This window comes from Chloroflexus aurantiacus J-10-fl (assembly GCF_000018865.1).
Taxonomy (GTDB): domain Bacteria; phylum Chloroflexota; class Chloroflexia; order Chloroflexales; family Chloroflexaceae; genus Chloroflexus; species Chloroflexus aurantiacus.
Genome location: NC_010175.1, coordinates 499,561 through 517,590, shown reverse-complemented (window position 1 = coordinate 517,590; position 18,030 = coordinate 499,561). Strand labels below are relative to the sequence as shown.

The window sequence follows — 18,030 nt, the reverse complement described above, 5'->3', positions numbered from 1 at the left end:
TGGCCCGACGGGTGACGACAGGCTACTGCGTTTGTTGCAACTCATAGCGGAATCGACAAAACGGTTATTTATCAAATGGAACAGCCAGTGCACCCTGGCTTTCCTAATCATCCCTACAGGAGGCGCGCCATGTATATCCGGTGGGTGGTGCGCAAGCATAAGAACGCCGAAATTGCCAATACCAACTTTTACGATGCCTACCTTGTTGAGAGTTACCGTGATGAACGTGGGCAACCACGGCAACGTACTGTGGCCTATCTTGGCAACATTCGTCAGATCAACAATGAATTTCCAACCATTGAGCGTGAACTCTTTCTGTTGCGTGCTGATCGGATTCTTGACACACTACCTGAATTAACGGAAAGTGATCGTCAGGAAATTCGCGAAGCGCTGCGACGTAAAATACCGCCGCTCAATCGGGATGAGGTGATTCGGGCGTTTACAGCCAATCTTACCTGGTATCGCCAGTGGTGGGAACAAAATGGATGTCCGCTGACTGATGATGAGCTGCTCAGTATTATTCGGGCTACTCGCGGTGGAATGGAAGCGGTCTAAACATCTGTCTGAACAATCGTAGCCAGGCGAGTGAGGTTCTGCAGATAGGCTCTGGTGTAGTTTATCCTGACAACAGTGTGCAGCGCAGCGTGGTATGCTCTTCCTGGTCTGGTGCTACTCCGCTGTCTGATAGGATGCCCCAATTGTTGCGAACCTATCCGTAATCTCGTTGCCAAAGTGAACAATTTTGTCACATCATTCGTAATAGCTCCATGGTAGGATATTATCATGGAGCAAAATACCATCTTGATCGTTGATGACGATGAGCTGATGCGTTCATTGCTCATCGAAATAATAACCCCCTTCAATCTCCGCCTGATCACTGCGCAGCGCGGTGATCAGGCGCTGCAACTTGCACAGCAGCATCTGCCCGATCTTATCCTGCTTGATGTTATGCTGCCGGATATGAATGGCTTCGAGGTGTGCCAGCGCTTACGTGACGATCCGGCAACAGCTCAGATACCGATTGTCATGATTACCGCGCTGAATGATCGTGAAGCGAAAATTCATGGCTTCGAGGCCGGTGCTGATGAATTTATCACCAAGCCGTTCGATCCGGGAGAGTTACAGGCCCGGATTAACACGGTCTTACGCCTCAATCGCTATCGGCGTCTGCTGCAGGAGCAGGCCAAAGTGAACGTCGAACGGGCGCGTTTCGAGTGGGTGATCGAGACATCCGATAACGCTTATGTCATTATTGATCACGATGATCAGATCCGTTACGCCAACCGCCGTGCACGCACGTATCTTGGTCTAACCGCCAATGAACAGCCGGTCAGGCCATTCCGTGAACTGGTTACGCAGCGCTACCGTCTGGTTCCCCCTGAAGCATGGGAGCAATGGCCGATAGGGGCGCCTGAACTACTCTATCTCGTGCATCCTGAAACATCACGCAGCCCGGAACAGTGGCTTCAGGTTGAAGCTGCGCGTATTCATCCCTCTGATGATCAAATTGTGGTCACTTTGTGCGATGTTACACAGCAGATTACGTTACAACGCGATATGTGGACGTTCCACACGGCAATTTCACATAAATTGCGCACCCCGCTCGTTAGCTATTTGGGTGGACTAAACCTTTTGTACGACAATATTGAGCATATGGATCGTACCATGGCGCGTAATATTGCGGCGATTGCGCTTAGTGCTGCTAAACGCTTACAGCAGGTGATTGATGATATTTTTCTGTACGTTCGCAGTCCGGGTGATATACATTATGATAACTGTACCGTGTTTGATTTACCGGCCATGGTGAGCACGCTCAATCAGGAACTTGAGATTCCAGCGATTAGTTTGAGTATCGATCCGGTGCTGGATGCACGTCGGCTGCGTATATCGCGGCGCAGCCTGGAGATGGTGCTGCGTGAGCTATGCGAAAATGCACGGAAGTTTCATCCCCAACAGCGGCCAATGGTGACTATTCGGGTTGATGCCGATCTGGCGCAAAATCAGGTGCGCCTGGTAGTGTGTGACGATGGTGTGCATTTACCCCCGGCTCACTTACAAAAAATCAGGCAGCCGTATTATCAGGCTGAGCGTAACTTTACCGGCCAGGTTGAGGGTATGGGTTTGGGGCTGGCACAGGTGGCACGCATTATTCTGGCGGTTGGTGGGAGCTACCAGATGCGGAATCGTTCGGATCGCCCTGGGATTTGTGTCGAATTGCGCATTCCTTTTGTCGAGGAAGACTCTTCTGATCGGGTTATCGGTTAGCAGGTTCAGGTTAGATTAGCCTGGATGCACATACGAACATCGGCAGAGGCTTCTTCGTCAACGGCTGGAACCGCTCATTGTTGGTGGCTGTAACCCGGCACTGGTAATACGCTTGCAGGTAAGCTGCTACATGTACTTGCCGGCTCTACGTGCTCCCTTATAGCAGTCGTATCGGTTGACGCCGGTGTGCTCTTCTGCTACTCTGTGTAGCCGGTAATTGATTAAGTCGAGGAGACGCCTTGTGCGGATTGCTATTACCGGAGCTAATGGGCAGTTAGGACGGGCACTGATCGCTACATTGGCCGATCAGCATACGCTGGTGCCGCTAGGGCACGATCAGTTGGAGTTGACCGATCCGGTAACTGTTGAGCAGATTGCGGCGACTGATGCTGATGTGGTAATTCACGCCGCAGCGTATACCAATGTCGATGGATGTGCACGTGATCCGGGATTAGCGTATCGGGTGAATGGCCTGGGCACGCGCTATGTGGCACTCGGTTGTCGGCGAATCGATGCGGCGCTGGTCTACATCAGTACCAACGAGGTGTTTGCCGGTGATGCCCGCCGGCCCTACTTTGAAGACGATCCCCCTCGTGCGATTAATCCGTATGGGCAGAGTAAACTGGCCGGTGAACAGGCGGTTCGTTCGCTTGTCGCCCGGCATTTCATTGTGCGGGTAGCCTGGCTGTTTGGCGGTGAACGTAATTTTGTTCGTACTGTCTTACGGCTGGCAGCCAATCCGCCCGCTCATGGTTTACGTATGGTAGCCGACGAGATCGGTAGTCCGACCTACACCTTTGATGTTGCGGCGGGGCTGGCCCGGTTGATCACAACCGACTACTACGGCACCTATCATTTTGTGAACGATGGTATCTGCTCGCGGTATGAATTTGCGGCGGAGATTCTTCGTCGTGTTGGGTTGAATATTCCGCTCCAGCCGATCCGTCTGTGTGATTTTCAGCGTGACAGTACGCCACCTCCATACACGCCCCTGGCTAATCTTGCTGGTGCCAGCCTGGGCATCACCTTTCGTCCATGGCAGGATGCACTCGCCGACTATTTGGGACGCCTGCCAAATGAAGTGTTGCCGACATGATTGACGTTGTTGTGCCTAATTACAACGGTAGTGCACTGTTGCCGACCTGTCTTGACTCGTTACGTGCCCAGACCCGGCGTGATTTTACGGTGACGGTGGTTGATGATGCGAGTACCGATGATTCGGTCGCGCTGATAACTACCCGTTACCCGGAGGTGCGCGTGCTGCGTTTGCCGCAGAATCGTGGGTTTGCCGCAGCAGTCAATGCAGCATTCGCGGCAACGCGAGAGCCGTTTTTCGTGTTGCTCAACAATGATACGGAAGCCGATCCAAACTGGCTGGCAGCGTTGATTGGTGCGCTCGAACGCTGGCCGCAGTTTGCCTTTGCTGCCGCTAAATTGCGACTGTTTGATCGCCGCAATATCATCCATTCAGCCGGGGATTTCTACCGTCCAAACGGTGAACCGGGTAATCGTGGAGTATGGGAAGAGGATCGCGGCCAGTATGACGCATTCCATGAGGTGTTTGGGCCGTGTGCCGGTGCAGCCGCCTACCGACGTTGTGCGCTGGAGCAACTGGCAGAAGATGGTCGCGTGTTTGATGAAGCCCTGGTTATGTATTGTGAAGATGTTGATTTGAACTTACGGGCACGGCGCAAAGGGCTGCGCACAATCTTTGTCCCGACTGCGGTGGTGTATCATCGCCTGAGTGCCAGTGGCGGTGGTGTGCTGGCCAGTTATTACTGTGGGCGTAATTTTCCACTGGTATGGGTCAAGAATATGCCGCCGGTTGTACAGCGGCGGTACTGGCCGGCGCTCCTGGTGTCGCAATTGCGTTTTGCGCTTCACAGTCTGCGTCACTTCCGCGAACCTGCAGCACGGGCGCGTCTCCGCGGTCAACTGGCCGGTCTACGCGCATTGCCGCACTTTTGGTCGCGTCGTGCATTCACGCCAGAAGAGGAAGCAGCCCTTGTCGCTGCATTTGAACTTTCGCAACCACCAGCACAGAGATTCGTATGACGACGAACAATGAGCCATTCCTATCCATTGTGATTCCTGCCTACAATGAAGAGCGGCGCTTGCCGGCCACTCTGGCAGCTATCAAGGCGTTTCTGGTCAACGAACCGTACACTGCCGAAGTGATTGTGGTTGACGACGGCAGTGAGGATCGCACGGCAGAGGTAGCAGAAGCAGCCGGTGCCACGGTGTTGCGCTGTGAGCATCGTGGCAAGGGATTTGCGGTACGCACCGGTGCTCTGGCAGCGCGGGGTGACATTATCCTGCTCTGTGATGCTGATCTGGCAACCCCAATCGAAGAATGGCCGCGCTTGCGAGCGGCAATTGAACGTGGCTATCCCATTGCCATCGGTTCGCGTGAGGGGATAGGGGCATCGCGTGAGGGCGAACCCTGGTATCGTCACGTGATGGGCCGGGTCTTCAACTGGATTATTCGGCTGGTAGCACTGCGGGGGATTAACGATACCCAGTGTGGTTTTAAAGCATTACGGCGAGCGGTTGCCCGTGATCTCTTTCAGCGTGTGCGCATTTATGGCGATGATGCGCCGATAGTGCGTGGGGCAGCAGTGACTGCCTACGATGTTGAACTGCTCTTTTTAGCTCAGCGTCGAGGCTATGCCATTTGCGAAATTCCGGTGAAATGGCGTTATGGCACCGAGACAAAAGTGAATCCGCTCCGTGACTCTTGGCGGAATCTGCGGGATGTGCTGCGGGTGCGGATCAACGATTTGTGTGGAAAGTATGATGTGACATCGACCCCAATTGAGGAGGTTGCTCCACGATGAAACCTGCGCAACGTGCATATTTGCGTCGGCTGGCCCATCCGTTGCCGGTCACGGTGATGATTGGCAAGAATGGCTTGACGGAGGGTATCCTGGCCAAGATTGAGCAAGAGTTGAATGCCCATGAATTGATCAAGGTGCGGTTTCTTGATCATAAGGACATGAAACAATCGCTAACCGAGACGATTGTTAGCGAAACCGGGGCTGATCTGGTAGCGATCATCGGCCATACAGCGATCCTGTTCCGTCAGCATGCCGATCCGACGCAGAGGAAGATACAGGTATGAACGTCAAAGCCTTGCAACGCGGTTTCTGGCTCTCTTTTTGGTCGGTTGTGATATATATGATCGTGCGCGGGGCATTGATTCCGGCCCGGCTCCGCCATCCACGGATCACCAGCCTTAGTGGTATTGAGCCAATGTATGCAATGTTGAGCTGGGGGTATGGGCCTGGTAGCCGACCGGTCAATGTGATTTTTGATGTGCAATTCGCCGGGGGGGCGCAGGGCAGCGTTACCGTCGATGGCGAGGCGCTGGAAGCCGAGGTGCCACTGATTGGTAAGGCTCAGCCCGGTGAATCCTACACCATCACGGCAACGCTGGTATACCGCCAGTTGGGGCGAGCGTTTACCCGCCAGATGCAGGTGTCGGCTCAGATTGAGTAGCCTGTTGCTCTAACTCGGCGATGCGGGCGCGAACTTCGGCGGCCAGGCGCTGAAGTTCGCGATTGACGACATATTGCCACTCGGCAGCCTCGTGATCTTCAAGTGCTCCACCACCGTATTTCAATTCCATCGCCAGATGCCAGCCGCGCCGCTCGGCAAATTTCTCTAGTTCGGTGCAGCGGCTGGGTGGCCAGCGCCGGCGAATGAACTGGCGAAACGCACGTTCCATACGCCCCGAACCGTCTGGATTGAGTGATGGGAGCGGGAAAAACGGCTCCTGATCGCGTGGATCGGGTGCAGCGGCTTTGCTGAAGTAGATAGTACGCTGAGTGATTGAGTAGCGCCATTCACCATCGCCATGGTAATTGCCGGGATTGTTGGCGATAGCGCCGGTTAGCATGCGATCGGTGATCGTCATAGTTGCACCTGCTCTCCCAAAAACCGATCTTACGACAGTATACCGTTTTGTACAGCATAGCACAGAGCGGCTTGAGATACAAATGGTTTTGACCAACGGTTATATCACATCTGGTCTCATCGCGGTCATGGGACGCTTGATTACGTCGGCAGTGCATCTGATCGTGGATGCGCACAACCGGTGTTCCTCCTGCACACACCCTGGTATCACAAACCGGCGTGGATACCATTCCCCGTTATAGTTGTGCGGGCCGCATGGTTTGGCGTGCAGAAGCCACGCTTCTGCATCAGCCGTACTCACGATCAGGTGTGTTGTGCAGCGGTACCCCTGGCAGTCCGTGGGTGCTGAGTGCGTGTAAATCCCATGTTGCCGCACGCTATGCAGTACCTGACTGTATGGCTGTGGGAAGTGAACAGTGCGTTTTGTGTTGAGTTTTCCTGGATAGCAGCGGAGATAGTTGCGAATCATCACCAAATCGGGTGTATACTTATAAAAGGAAAAGGTTTTGAAAATGATTGAGACGCATTATGTCCATTGATCCACGCGAGTATCGCTCTACGATAGGACTGTTCGCTACTGGGGTTACCGTCATTACTGCAAGCGATGGTGATCATATCCGTGGGATGACTGCGAACTCCCTCACGTCAGTATCGCTCGATCCGCTGTTGCTGCTGGTGTGTGTTGATCGGAAAGCTCGGATGGCTCCGGTCATTAGTGCTGCCAGTCATTTCGCCGTCAATATTCTGCGGGCTGACCAGGAAGCGATTGCCCGTCATTTTGCCGGTCGGCCACAGCCGGATATTGAGGTGGCATTAGAGGAGCTGGCCGGCGCACCGGTCTTGTCTGCTAGCCTCGCGACGCTGGTCTGTTCCCGTGAGCGAATTTTGGATGGTGGCGATCATCTCATCGTGCTGGGTCGGGTGATTGCCCTCCGGCGAGCAGCAGAAGGCGATCCCTTGCTCTATTTTGCCGGCGCATACCGTCAGTTGGCTGAGATGTCAACCACGCTAGCATAAACAGTTGCACCATGCTACGATACATGCTGGTAGGGTTTGTTGTTTCTCACGCTACCAGGATGGATACGCATGGCTCAGTGGTCGCGCAGGGCGCTCATCAGTTTTGGGGTAGTATATGCCGTCTTGATTTGGGTGGGTGCTCAACCACTGCTGGCTAATCGTGGCATTCCTTTGTTATGGGTAGCCGGCGGATTTGCGGCAGGGGGGGTCTTGCTGGCCGGCAAGCGCCTCTTGCCGATTATTTTCATTGGAGCATTCATTGCCTACACGGTGGTTTTCCGGCAACTAGGGCTGTCGTCCGAGCGCCTGCTTGCTGCGGCCCTCGTCTTTGGTCTGAGCGCGATCATCCAGGCCTGGCTGGTGAATTGGCTGGTGCGTCGCTTCGGGAGAACCTTACCCCCTTCCTCTATCCGCTATACGCTGGTGGTGTGTGGTTTACTGGCACTGGCTGTATTACCGGCACCGTTTCTAGCTGTGATGGTGCTGGTGGTTGTGCAGCAACCCCTGGTAAGCAGTCCGCCAATAGTTGCTCTGCAATGGTGGCTCAATCTGGTCGCCGGAGTCTGGCTCGTCACGCCGTGGATGGTGCTCGGCGAGTACTACCGGCAACGACGGCCAATGCGTGAACCATGGTTGTGGCCGGTGAGTAGTCTTTTACTGGCGCTCATGCTGTTCAGTCTGCAACTCATCTGGCGTGATGCCAACCGTCAGTTTACGACACAACTGCAAGCAGATGTCAACGAGGTGGTGAGTCTGATTAATGATCGGCTGACGATCTATGAGCAGGCGCTGCTAAGTCAGAGTGCGCTGTTTCTTGCTTCACAACGGGTTGATCAGCATGAATTTAGCGTCTTTAGTCGTACCCAACTGGCGCGTTTGCCGGCATTACGGGCGGTTAGTTGGATACCACGGATTCCATTGCAGCAACGAACAGCGTTTGAACATGCAATGCAGGAGACCGGACTGCCTGATTTCAGGATTCGCGAACCCGATGCAACTGCCAGACCAGCCGATACCCGTGATGAATACTATCCAATCACCTACCTGGAACCGTTTGCCCGTCGGCGGGCTGTGCTAGGGCTTGATCTGGCAGCCGATCCGGTGCGGCGAGCAGCTATCGAACAGGCGCGTGATAGTGGTCAGGTGGTGATAACAGCACCGTTGCAATCGTATCTGGCCAGTGATCCGGCCCCTGCGGTCTTGTTGTTTGCACCGGTGTACAGTGGCAGCCTGCCACCACAATCGGTGGAAGAACGACGACAACGCATTCGCGGGATGGTTGCCTTCTTGATTGTACCGGGGGAGGTGATCGAGCAGGCGTTAAGACCGGTGACAACACCTGATCTCGAATTTGTCCTGGTTGATGCAACAGAGGAGTCACTACGGCCATTAGCCGTCTTTACCGGTGGCAGAGCTGTTCCTTCACCCTACATTTCCGATCTGGATATCGTCATCCGTGATGCAGTGGCAATATCTGATATTCCCCGCTACGGTAGGGTCTGGTCAATCGCCTTCTGTCTGGGAACAAACTACCTACCGTTCTGGTGGTCGGCGGATGCCATCAGCCGAACGGTACTGGCTATTGCCAGTGTTGCTATCTTCTTTCTGTTTGTAGCGATTCGGCAGCGCCACGAAGCGCGGCAGCGTCGTTTGACCCGTACCTATGCGTTGCTGAGTGCGATCAATCAGATGATTATTCGTGAACGTGATCCACAACGCATCTTTCAAGAGGTGTGTCAGGTCGGGATTGGCGAGGGTGGCTTTCGGTTGGTGTGGATTGGTCGTCATAACCTGGTAACAAGCCGATTCGAGACCATCGCTATACATAGTGCGAAGGAACTCGATCAGTCACTTGTACACCTGCTCACCGGCGAGCAGTTGGCAATGACACTTTCACCGGTATGTCAGGGTGATCGGGTCGTTATCAATGACCTCGCTACCGATCCGCGTTGTGCAGCGTGGCGTTCGCAGGCTGTAGCGTATGGTCTACGGGCAATGGCCGGTTTCCCGCTGGTAGTGCCTGATGAGCCGCCTGCGGTGTTGTGTTTCTATGCCGGTCAACCCGCGGCTTTTGACCATGATGAAATACAGTTGCTGGACGAGCTGGTGCGTGACATCATCTTTGGCCTGCTGGTGAGTCAACAAGAGGCACAACTGCGCACCAGTGAGCAGCGTAATCATCTGATCGTGAGTGCTTTGCCTGATCTGGTATTGCGGTTACGGCCTGATGGGCAGGTCGTTGATGTGGTGGCTGCCGAGTCGATGGTATTGCCGATGGCCCCGACAGCGATGATTAACAGCACACTCGAACAGCTCTTTCCAGCCGCAATTGCAACGCAGTATCGGCAGGCGCTAAGCGCTGCGTTCGCCTCTGGCGAACTCCAGACATTGGCGTATCAGTTGATCGTTGAAGCCAAAGAATATTTCTTCGAGGCGCGCATCAAAGCTGCTTTGCCGGCAGAGGAAGCGATTGCAATTGTGCGTGATGTAACGGCGTGGCGCAACGCTGAACTGGCCTTGCAGGTAGAGCGCGATCTCCTGGCGCAGCGGGTTGCTGAACGTACCGCTGAGTTGCACCGGGCCAATGCGGAACTTCTCCGGGCTGCCCGCACCAAAGATGAATTTCTCGCCAACATGAGCCACGAGCTGCGCACACCACTCAATTCAATCCTGGCTTTGAGCGAGAGTCTGCTGGAAGAATTGTATGGCCCGTTGCGCGACCAGCAACAGAAGGCAATCCGGGCCATTGAGGCGAGTGGACGGCATCTGCTGGCGCTGATTAATGATGTCCTTGATCTGGCGAAGATTGAAGCCAACCGGATTGAACTGGTGAAAGAGGTAGTCGCCGCCAGCGATGTCTGTGAAGCAAGTATGGCCCTCGTCAAAGAGCAGGCGACAAAGAAACAGATTCACCTTTCTATTCAGCTTGACGATCCCCATGCCCGGTTCGTTGCCGATCCACGTCGCCTGAAGCAGATTCTGGTCAATTTGCTGAGTAATGCCGTGAAATTTACGCCGGCAGGTGGTGCGGTGAGCTTGCAGGTGACAACAGATACTACGCAGGGAACGATTGCGTTCACGGTGAGCGATACCGGTATTGGGATTGCGGAAGAGGATTTGTCGCGTCTGTTTCAGCCGTTTGTCCAGCTTGATAGCGGTTTGAGTCGGCAGCATGAAGGTACTGGGTTGGGGTTAGTGCTGGTGCGTCGCCTTGTCGAACTGCACGGTGGCAAGGTGGAAGTTGAGAGTATGCCCGGTGTGGGTAGCAGGTTTACGGTCACGCTGCCGTACCAGCCCGTGACGCACATCGCAGCATCCTCGTCTGCTGATGAACTTCCTCCGGTGCAATTAGCCCTGATCATCGAAGACTCGGCAACGACTGCCGATCAACTGGCCCGTTATCTCGAAGAATTGCAGATTCAACCTGTTATATGCTCGTATGGCAAAGGTGCGGTTGAGCAGGTACAGGCGTTACGTCCCGATCTGATTTTGCTCGATGTGCAGATGCCAGATCGTTCAGGATGGGAGATACTGGCCGACCTGCGCCGCGACCCCGATCTGCGACAGGTTCCGGTGATCATTGTGTCGGTAGTTGATGAACCAGAGCGTGGATTGGCTGCTGGAGCCGCAGCGTATCTGGTGAAGCCAATCAATCGACTTATGCTTCGGCGTGCGCTAAGTCAGATTACTGTCACAAAAACGACATCCTCAACCGCTCCGCGGCGCCCGCTCAGCCGACGAATATTACTGGCGGAAGATAATGAGGTCAATCGGGTCACCCTTAGCGATTACCTGGTTGCCCAGGGGTACGAGGTAAGAGTGGCGTGTCAAGGGAAAGAAGCATTGCAGATTGCTGCTGAGTGGCGCCCTGATCTGATCATCATGGATATTCAAATGCCGGGACTCGATGGCCTGGAAGTGATACAACGGCTGCGTGCCGACGCGGCATTTGCTGCTACGCCTATCATTGCGGTGACGGCACTGGCGATGCCGGGTGATCGTGAACGGTGCCTGTCGGCTGGAGCAAATGACTATTTTGCGAAGCCGATCCGTCTGCGTCAATTGGTCGAACGGATTGAGCAGTTTCTGGCGTCTTCACAACATGCCATATAATTCCGTTCATGTTGGTACGCACGGTGTGCTACAATCTGACATCATACAGAGATCGGTGCTGTGCGCCAATCGCTGCCCCATGTCTCCACTGCCGTAGATCATGACCGATCTCATTACCGGAAACCCACACCACACGGCGCAAGGAGCGCACTATGCTGGCTCGAATCGCTCTCAGTCTGTTGTTAGGTTTTATTTGTGGCACAACTGGACTGGTTTTCATGCCTGATTTGGCCCGTGTCATTGGGCCACTGGTCTGTACTGGTAACCTGGAACCTGACCGGAGTGAAGGTGTTCTGCATTTTCGTTGTCGAACAATTAATGGCGACGAACAACGCATTAAACTTGGTCAGATGCTTCCCTACGCGATTATCAGCACGTCGCTGCTGTTGATTCCACCAGTGCATTCGGCAATTCGTCGTTTTGAGCGGCGACGAGCGGTCATTCAACAGGCGATAGAACGCGATCTGGCTACGGCCTTGCCCGCACGGGCCGAGGTATTGCGTGTCGCCATTGTTGGATCATACAAGCGTGCGATTCTGGTGCGAGCAGTAGAGGTTGAACTCACGCTGTGGGTCTATCCTCCGGCCAATCGTCCTTACGAGGCCAGGGTTATCTGGCTGGTGGAAGAGACCGGTTTATCGCATCTACGTCGCGGAACGATGCTGAATACACGCATCAATCCACTCCGTCCGCAGCGGGTCTATCCAGCGGAAAGTTGGGCCAGTTATATCTGGAGTGAACCGGTTCCGACTGTGTAAACGTTCAGCGCCAGGGTTTGCACATTACGGACGTGCGGATGGGCACAGACGTGACAGATGTTCACAGATGGCTTACGGTGATCCGTGTTCATCGGTCTAATAGTACATCCTGCTCTAATGTGCATTGTTCGGGTGCGATCCTCGTGCTGAAGCGTTAGCAGGTATGCCACCGGCGAGGCGCTGGTGGATCATTATCGGCGTAGCAGTAGGGGCGACGCATGCGTCGCCCCTACCGGTGGTATATCGTTCAGGTGAAGGATCATGGTGATAGCTGGCTGGCGTGTCCTGAATGCCAGGTTATCAGGTTGACATAATCGGTGAATGCTTGCTTCGCTTAATCACCATCAATTCGAGCCGTACCGGTAGCAAAGCAACCTTATTCGTACGTCCAGCACTCACACCCGTGTTCTGCACGAAGCGACTGCTCTTACTTACTCTCCTGATGAACCAGTCGCCTTTCAGGTTGCCAGTTATCGAGAATAATCCAGAGCACAAGTGCAACGAGTAGCCAGTGCAACTGATCGCGGATCAGCGCAATGATACTGACTAATTCGCGGGCAAATGGCATCGTCTCGTAGAAGGTTTGCAGTAGCCGGGCCGGCAATGCCTCAAGTTGCGCAATGAATTGCGCAAACCCCCATTGGAACCAGACGAGCTGATAGAGGTACGATGCACTAGGTATCGAGACCAGGATCAGCAGTGACATCAAAGCTATCGCAACATAAAGGCGCCAACGGGGAAGGGGAGAGATTTCTGCCGTGGCCATCGGAACTGCACCAGGCACCAGGTGCAGTAAGCGATTGGTCAGTTCGGGCGGAGCCTCCCAACGTAATTCGTGGCGAAGCGCCGCATCGAGCAGATCATCTGGAGGTGGTGTAGGCAATTGCGTGCTCATAGATTACCTCCTTCCCCATCCCGGCAACAGACGTAGGGGGGTGATTTGTACCACGTGATCGTCCGTTGCCGAACGTTTGGGTTGATTAACGGCGCGGGTTGCCGGTGGTTCGTTGGTTTGCAAGAGTTGGGCCAGTCGTTCTTTGCCGCGCCGGATATGGCTTTTGACCGTATTGAGCGGAAGGTCAAGTATCTCGGCGATGTCGGTGTACTTCAAGTCTTCAAAATAGTACAACGTCAACACAAGGCGGTAGTGTGGTTCAAGCTGTTCAAGCGCACGCCGGACTTCGAGACGTAACTGATTCAGATCGAGCGATTGGGCCGGATCGACCCAACGGTCGTTATCGGCGACAGTATGAAGTGCGTCAAGCTCCTCATCGTCGGTTGCGGGAGGAACGATGGGTGCCTGACGACCTCGTCGGCGCAGCTCATCGCGACAGAGATTGATAACCAGCCGGTACAACCAGGTGGTGAAACGGCTTTCGCCGCTATACTGGGGGAGTGCCCGAAACAGGCGAATAAACGCTTCCTGGGTCAAATCAGCCGCATCATCAGCGTTTTTGAGCACGCTCATCGCGATGCTATAGACATAATGTTGCTGACCGATGATTAATTCGGTCAGGGCCTGCTGATCGCCCTGTTGAGCGCGTACAATCGTCTCACGAGATGGTTCAGCCACTGTTTGTACTCCCGATGTCGTAATCCGACATCTCTTAGACGCTGCGTTCTCATCGCAGCAAACTGGCTGATAGTATTGACGATTCTGCGAATGCAAAAGTTGCATGTTGCGTACCGGGTATTTTAACAATCCAAGTTGCTATCTTACGTCACTACAGCGGTGCTGGTCGTTGAGTGCTACGGGGGATGGGTGGAACACGGATGGACGCGGGTTTGGCGGATGCACGCGGATAGCACCCAAGGTGTCACCGTATAGCAGGTAGTCTTTCGTGGCCTGCTCACAGCGTAGGTGGCAACTTGGATTATTTTAATACCAATGATAATGGGCGTGTAGGGGCGGGTTCACAACCCGCCCCTGCACAACCCGCCCCTACAGACGGGGCATTCGCTCGTTCACGTTGCCATACGCGGCTCGTGTGCATATAACAAGAAAAAGGGGCACTGGCAGCGTGCCCCAATGATCTGCACACGAAGTTAGAGGACAGCGATTACTACGGCACCGGATCGTAACCACCACGAGCAAAGGGGTGACAACGGGCAATTCGCTTTACCGTCATCCAGCCACCGCGTAACGCACCGTATTTCTTGATCGCCTCATAACCGTAGTGCGAGCAAGTTGGTGTATAGATACAGCTCGGCGGCGTCCAGGGCGAGATCGCGACCTGATAGAAACGGATCAATTTTAGCAATAGCCAGCGCAGCATTGCGCTACTCCAACGGGTCTTTGCCGATTGCAAAGGCGCACGACGAGCAATTACCCTGTCCCATACACGACAACTGCTCAACTGCAAACCGTCGGCCACCACTGACCCAGGCGGTAGCCTCTTCGAGGATACCGCGGGCGATATAAAACACCGGGCCGGGTTCGGGACGGGTAATACAGTTAGAGCAGCGGGTAATGTGATACACGAACCGTCCGCGCTCTTCTTCCACGTGGCTCGACTGGTCGGAGAAACGATCAAACGTTTGGGCAGTGGCGTTCAGCACGATCTTGAGCTTCATGGTGATCGGCATCAGTTTCAATGCCAGGTCAGCCATGCCAAGCAACGGCCCGAACTCCTTCAGACCAAGCGAGAAGGCAACCCGCCCGGCGCGCAACTCAAGACCGCGCGCTCCACGCGGCCCATACATCGTGCCGAGTGCCACCGAGTATTTCGAGATTGCCTCGAAGGGGAACTCACGCTTCAGGTCATTCGGCGGGTAGGCGTCGATGTACTGTTGCAGATCGGCAAGCCGGAGCAAGGCCTTCACGCCGTTCTGACCCATGACTTCCTCCAGCGACAGGAAGCAGAGTCGGCCGATCTTGTTAGGATAGTACAGGCCGCGGAAGGCTTCTACTGACGTCATGGGTTCTCTGGCTCCTTCTCACAGCTACGAAGAGAACAACTCTTTACGACAACACACATACTATAACAGAAAATAGCAATTAGCGCACAGTTTCCCAAACCAGATGCGCCAGTTCGGGCAAGATGAGGCGGTCGATACCAAGCTGAACGGCGTTGGGCGAACCTGGCAGGCAAAAGATTAATGTTCCGCCAAAAACACCGGCTGTCGCTCGTGACAGCATTGCCGCCGGCCCAATCTCGGCGAATGAGAGCATGCGAAAAAGTTCGCCGAAACCCGGTAATCGTTTTTCGAGCAAGGCATCAATCGCTTCAAAGGTGCTGTCCCGGCGGGAGATACCGGTGCCGCCATTCGTGATGATGACTTTACATCCTTCGGCGGCAAAACGACGCACCATTTCCACAATTTGCGCCGGCTCATCTCGCACCACGGCATATTGTACCACATTGTGGCCGGCTTGCGTCAACGCAGTGCAGATATATCGCCCGCTATCGTCGGTCGCTTCACTGCGACTGTCGCTGATGGTCAGTACGGCACAGGGAATAGCCGTCGTCTGTGTTTCCGCCAGGCGGCGGTGTTCCTGGTGGCTCATACAACGATATCCTTACCATTGTTTCACCTGCTGTATCCTACCACATTTTGGGGCAATGTGTCCAATGGTATGTTGATGTGTGTCGCGATACCGGTGGTATATTGTTTTTTTTGATTTGACATAATATTTCCTGGTGAGGCCCTCTCTTGGGCTGGTAGGCTATGCTCAGGAATACGGCGCGACTTTCTGCGCCGTTACGTTGCAACCCTCTTGAAAGATATTCTGGATATATGATATATTCATTTTAGTTATCACTCTGCCCTCAATCTCTCTCCGCGGCGTGGCGCATCTTCCCCGCATTGCTCTCCGCAAATGCTGCGAGAGCTTTCTAGTGTTTCTTGCAAACAGGAGGTGCCAATGAATGAGACCACGACGGTCGGTGTTGGTCACGACGATGTGATGGCCGTGCTGCAACGGTGTTATGACCCATGCTGCAAGGAACGGCAGGTGAGTGTGGTTGATATGGGGCTGGTCGAGCGGGTGAATGTTGATGGGCAACGTGTGGCGATTGACATTATTCTCACCACCGGCTGGTGCCCCTTCGCCCTGCACCTGTTGCAGATGATGGAAGAGGAGGTTAAGACGCTGCCGGGTATCGAACAGGTTCAGGTGAATATCACGTGGGATACGCCATGGTCGCCAGAACGGATGTCGGCACAGGCGCGTGAACGGTTGCGTTTGCCACTCGAACAACTTCTGCCGTTACGCGAGGCACGGTTGCGCAGGACGCAGAAGGAGGAGGCACCATGATTGATGATGCATTTGTGTTCGATGGGGTGTGTCACGTTTTCAATTTTGATAAGTCGAATGCGTTTGGGAAGCCGGGTGAGATGTTTATCGAGCATCTCTATGCGTTCCATCAAGTCTTGAATGCCCCCGGTGAGAAGACGTTGAGCCGCGAAGAGTATATGCGCGAGTGGCATGTTGATGAAATTGCGCGCATGATCTTCGATGAAAGCCCCACCGATATGATTATCGCCCAGCCTCTACCGCTGACCGATCTGTTTAAGGATGGGTTGTCGAGCTGGGAGCGGTGTGCTGAGATGGCCCGGCGCTATCCTGACCGGGCTGTCTTTTGGGGATCGGTTAATCCGCTAGAGGGTAAAAAGGCGCTTGATCTGATGGAAATTCAGGTCAAAGAGTACGGTGCGCGCGGCTTTAAGCTCTACAATGTTCGCTACGATTATGGTCAGCCGTTCCCCTGGCGGATGGATGACCCACGGGTGGCATTCCCCATTTTCGAGAAGGCGCTGGAGCTGGGTGTGAATATTATCGGTGTCCACAAGGGTGTGCCGCTTGGCCCGCAGCCGGTTGAGCACACGCAGGCGTGGGATATGGATGGTGCAGCGGCCAATTTCCCGGAGATTAACTTTATCATTTTCCACGTCGGTCTGCCGTTTATCGATGAGATTTGCTGGCAACTGGTGCGCTATCCGAACCTCTATGCCTCAATTGCCGCGACGGTGAATTTCGTTGTGCGCTCGCCACGGGTCTTCGCCGAGACGATGGCTAAGTTGCTGTTCTGGTGTGGTGAGGACAAGATTATTTACGGCGGTGAGACGCCAATCTGGCATCCCCGTGGTGCGCTGAAGGCGTTCTGGGAGTTTGAGCTGCCGGAAGATATTGTGCAGGGCTATGGCTGTGGTCAGTTGACGAAGGAGGCGAAGAAGAAGATTCTGGGTCTGAATCTGGCCCGGTTGCACGGGTTTGATGTCGAGGAGAAGAAGCGGAGTTTGGGAATCGCTGCCTGACAGGGGGAGTCTATTCAGGTAACCTCTCGTGCGTGCAATTGTGGCTGATAAGCAGCTTCGCGTTATGAGACGTGCGGAACGTAGCTTCCGCACGTCGCTTTTGTTACTGACAGCAGGGGTGATGTGTCAGTTCGTATACTCGCACGCTCAGGAAGGTGGGCAGATCACCTCCACTCCAGCCGCCCCGCTGGGTTCGGGAGCAAGGTGAACGGGCGCAACATAGAGCACGCCCGTCACCATTCGTTAACGAGCGCTACGCTACAGCTCGGCGAGTAACCACTCCAGGGCCAGCAGGTAACCGCGCCAGCCCAGACCTGTGATCTGACCACGGGCAATCGGGGCTACCACTGAGGTATGGCGAAATGCTTCCCGCTGGTAGACGTTGGAGAGATGAACTTCAATAATCGGCGCAGATACCATCGCCAGTGCATCACGCAGGGAAAGGCCGTAGTGGGTGAGTGCGCCGGGATTAATAATGATCCCACTTGCCGTCCAGCCGTGGGTTTGCACGGCGTCGACCAGCACTCCCTCGTGGTTCGACTGAATGCAGATAACCTCTACTCCCGCAGCTTTCCCGCGCTGTTCAAGTGCCTCGTTGATTTCAGCCAGTGTGGTGGCGCCGTAGATGTGTGGTTCGCGCCGGCCCAACATGTTGAGGTTGGGGCCATGTAAGACGAGAATGGTCTTGGTCATAGTGTTCACA

General features: G+C 54.5%; 19 protein-coding genes. 12 read left to right on the top strand and 7 right to left on the bottom strand.

The features are described from left to right. Positions 1-129 precede the first annotated feature (129 nt). From CAUR_RS02090 to CAUR_RS02060, 7 genes are all read left to right on the top strand, one after another. Positions 130-555, top strand: coding sequence for a hypothetical protein (locus tag CAUR_RS02090; protein WP_012256317.1), 426 nt, complete (start codon positions 130-132; stop codon positions 553-555). 228 nt (positions 556-783) lie between these two features. Then, positions 784-2,265 (top strand): response regulator, encoded by a 1,482-nt coding sequence (locus tag CAUR_RS02085; RefSeq protein WP_012256316.1) that lies wholly within the window; start codon positions 784-786, stop codon positions 2,263-2,265. Between the two features lie 241 nt (positions 2,266-2,506). Beyond that, on the top strand, positions 2,507-3,361 hold the full coding sequence (gene rfbD, locus CAUR_RS02080; RefSeq protein WP_012256315.1) for a dTDP-4-dehydrorhamnose reductase: 855 nt from the start codon (positions 2,507-2,509) through the stop codon (positions 3,359-3,361). Then, positions 3,358-4,320: a glycosyltransferase family 2 protein gene (locus CAUR_RS02075; protein WP_012256314.1), complete on the top strand. Its 963-nt coding sequence runs from the start codon at positions 3,358-3,360 to the stop codon at positions 4,318-4,320. Before rfbD ends, CAUR_RS02075 begins: the two co-directional genes overlap by 4 nt. Next, entirely contained in the window at positions 4,317-5,102 is a 786-nt protein-coding gene (locus CAUR_RS02070; protein WP_012256313.1) for a dolichyl-phosphate beta-glucosyltransferase, read from the top strand. Before CAUR_RS02075 ends, CAUR_RS02070 begins: the two co-directional genes overlap by 4 nt. After that, positions 5,099-5,386 (top strand): YhbY family RNA-binding protein, encoded by a 288-nt coding sequence (locus CAUR_RS02065; protein WP_012256312.1) that lies wholly within the window; start codon positions 5,099-5,101, stop codon positions 5,384-5,386. The genes CAUR_RS02070 and CAUR_RS02065 overlap by 4 nt, the downstream gene beginning before the upstream one ends. Then, complete coding sequence (locus CAUR_RS02060; protein ID WP_012256311.1) at positions 5,383-5,763, top strand: hypothetical protein; 381 nt, start codon at positions 5,383-5,385, stop codon at positions 5,761-5,763. Before CAUR_RS02065 ends, CAUR_RS02060 begins: the two co-directional genes overlap by 4 nt. Here the strand turns inward: CAUR_RS02060 and CAUR_RS02055 are convergent. Continuing rightward, a complete protein-coding gene (locus CAUR_RS02055) occupies positions 5,726-6,181 on the bottom strand; it encodes a hypothetical protein (protein ID WP_012256310.1) in 456 nt (151 codons plus the stop codon). The two genes, CAUR_RS02060 and CAUR_RS02055, sit on opposite strands and share 38 nt — an antisense overlap. Positions 6,182-6,708: 527 nt before the next feature. On the opposite strand from CAUR_RS02055, the gene CAUR_RS02050 reads away from it, so the two are divergent. From CAUR_RS02050 to CAUR_RS02040, 3 genes are all read left to right on the top strand, one after another. Then, the gene (locus tag CAUR_RS02050) at positions 6,709-7,197 is read left to right on the top strand and encodes a flavin reductase family protein (RefSeq protein ID WP_012256309.1); all 489 of its coding nucleotides are present in this window, start codon (positions 6,709-6,711) and stop codon (positions 7,195-7,197) included. Positions 7,198-7,266: 69 nt separating this feature from the next. After that, positions 7,267-11,310, top strand: coding sequence for a response regulator (locus tag CAUR_RS02045; RefSeq protein ID WP_012256308.1), 4,044 nt, complete (start codon positions 7,267-7,269; stop codon positions 11,308-11,310). A gap of 152 nt (positions 11,311-11,462) precedes the next feature. Further along, positions 11,463-12,068: a hypothetical protein gene (locus tag CAUR_RS02040; protein WP_012256307.1), complete on the top strand. Its 606-nt coding sequence runs from the start codon at positions 11,463-11,465 to the stop codon at positions 12,066-12,068. 427 nt (positions 12,069-12,495) lie between these two features. On the opposite strand, the gene CAUR_RS02035 is transcribed toward CAUR_RS02040, so the two are convergent. From CAUR_RS02035 to CAUR_RS02015, 5 genes are all read right to left on the bottom strand, one after another. After that, positions 12,496-12,963 (bottom strand): anti-sigma factor, encoded by a 468-nt coding sequence (locus tag CAUR_RS02035; protein WP_012256306.1) that lies wholly within the window; start codon positions 12,961-12,963, stop codon positions 12,496-12,498. A 3-nt stretch (positions 12,964-12,966) separates the two neighbouring features. Further along, entirely contained in the window at positions 12,967-13,641 is a 675-nt protein-coding gene (locus CAUR_RS02030; protein WP_012256305.1) for an RNA polymerase sigma factor, read from the bottom strand. Positions 13,642-14,131: 490 nt separating this feature from the next. Next, positions 14,132-14,344, bottom strand: a complete 213-nt coding sequence (gene yidD / locus CAUR_RS02025) for a membrane protein insertion efficiency factor YidD (protein WP_012256304.1) — start codon at positions 14,342-14,344, stop codon at positions 14,132-14,134. A 4-nt stretch (positions 14,345-14,348) separates the two neighbouring features. Next, complete coding sequence (locus CAUR_RS02020) at positions 14,349-14,987, bottom strand: 4-vinyl reductase (protein ID WP_012256303.1); 639 nt, start codon at positions 14,985-14,987, stop codon at positions 14,349-14,351. A 79-nt stretch (positions 14,988-15,066) separates the two neighbouring features. Next, positions 15,067-15,576: a MogA/MoaB family molybdenum cofactor biosynthesis protein gene (locus CAUR_RS02015; RefSeq protein ID WP_012256302.1), complete on the bottom strand. Its 510-nt coding sequence runs from the start codon at positions 15,574-15,576 to the stop codon at positions 15,067-15,069. A 357-nt stretch (positions 15,577-15,933) separates the two neighbouring features. On the opposite strand from CAUR_RS02015, the gene CAUR_RS02010 reads away from it, so the two are divergent. Further along, complete coding sequence (locus tag CAUR_RS02010) at positions 15,934-16,326, top strand: metal-sulfur cluster assembly factor (RefSeq protein ID WP_012660436.1); 393 nt, start codon at positions 15,934-15,936, stop codon at positions 16,324-16,326. Continuing rightward, a complete protein-coding gene (locus CAUR_RS02005; protein ID WP_012256300.1) occupies positions 16,323-17,327 on the top strand; it encodes an amidohydrolase family protein in 1,005 nt (334 codons plus the stop codon). Before CAUR_RS02010 ends, CAUR_RS02005 begins: the two co-directional genes overlap by 4 nt. A 258-nt stretch (positions 17,328-17,585) precedes the next feature. Here the strand turns inward: CAUR_RS02005 and aroQ are convergent, their stop codons facing one another. Continuing rightward, complete coding sequence (aroQ, locus tag CAUR_RS02000; protein WP_012256299.1) at positions 17,586-18,020, bottom strand: type II 3-dehydroquinate dehydratase; 435 nt, start codon at positions 18,018-18,020, stop codon at positions 17,586-17,588. Positions 18,021-18,030 lie beyond the last annotated feature (10 nt).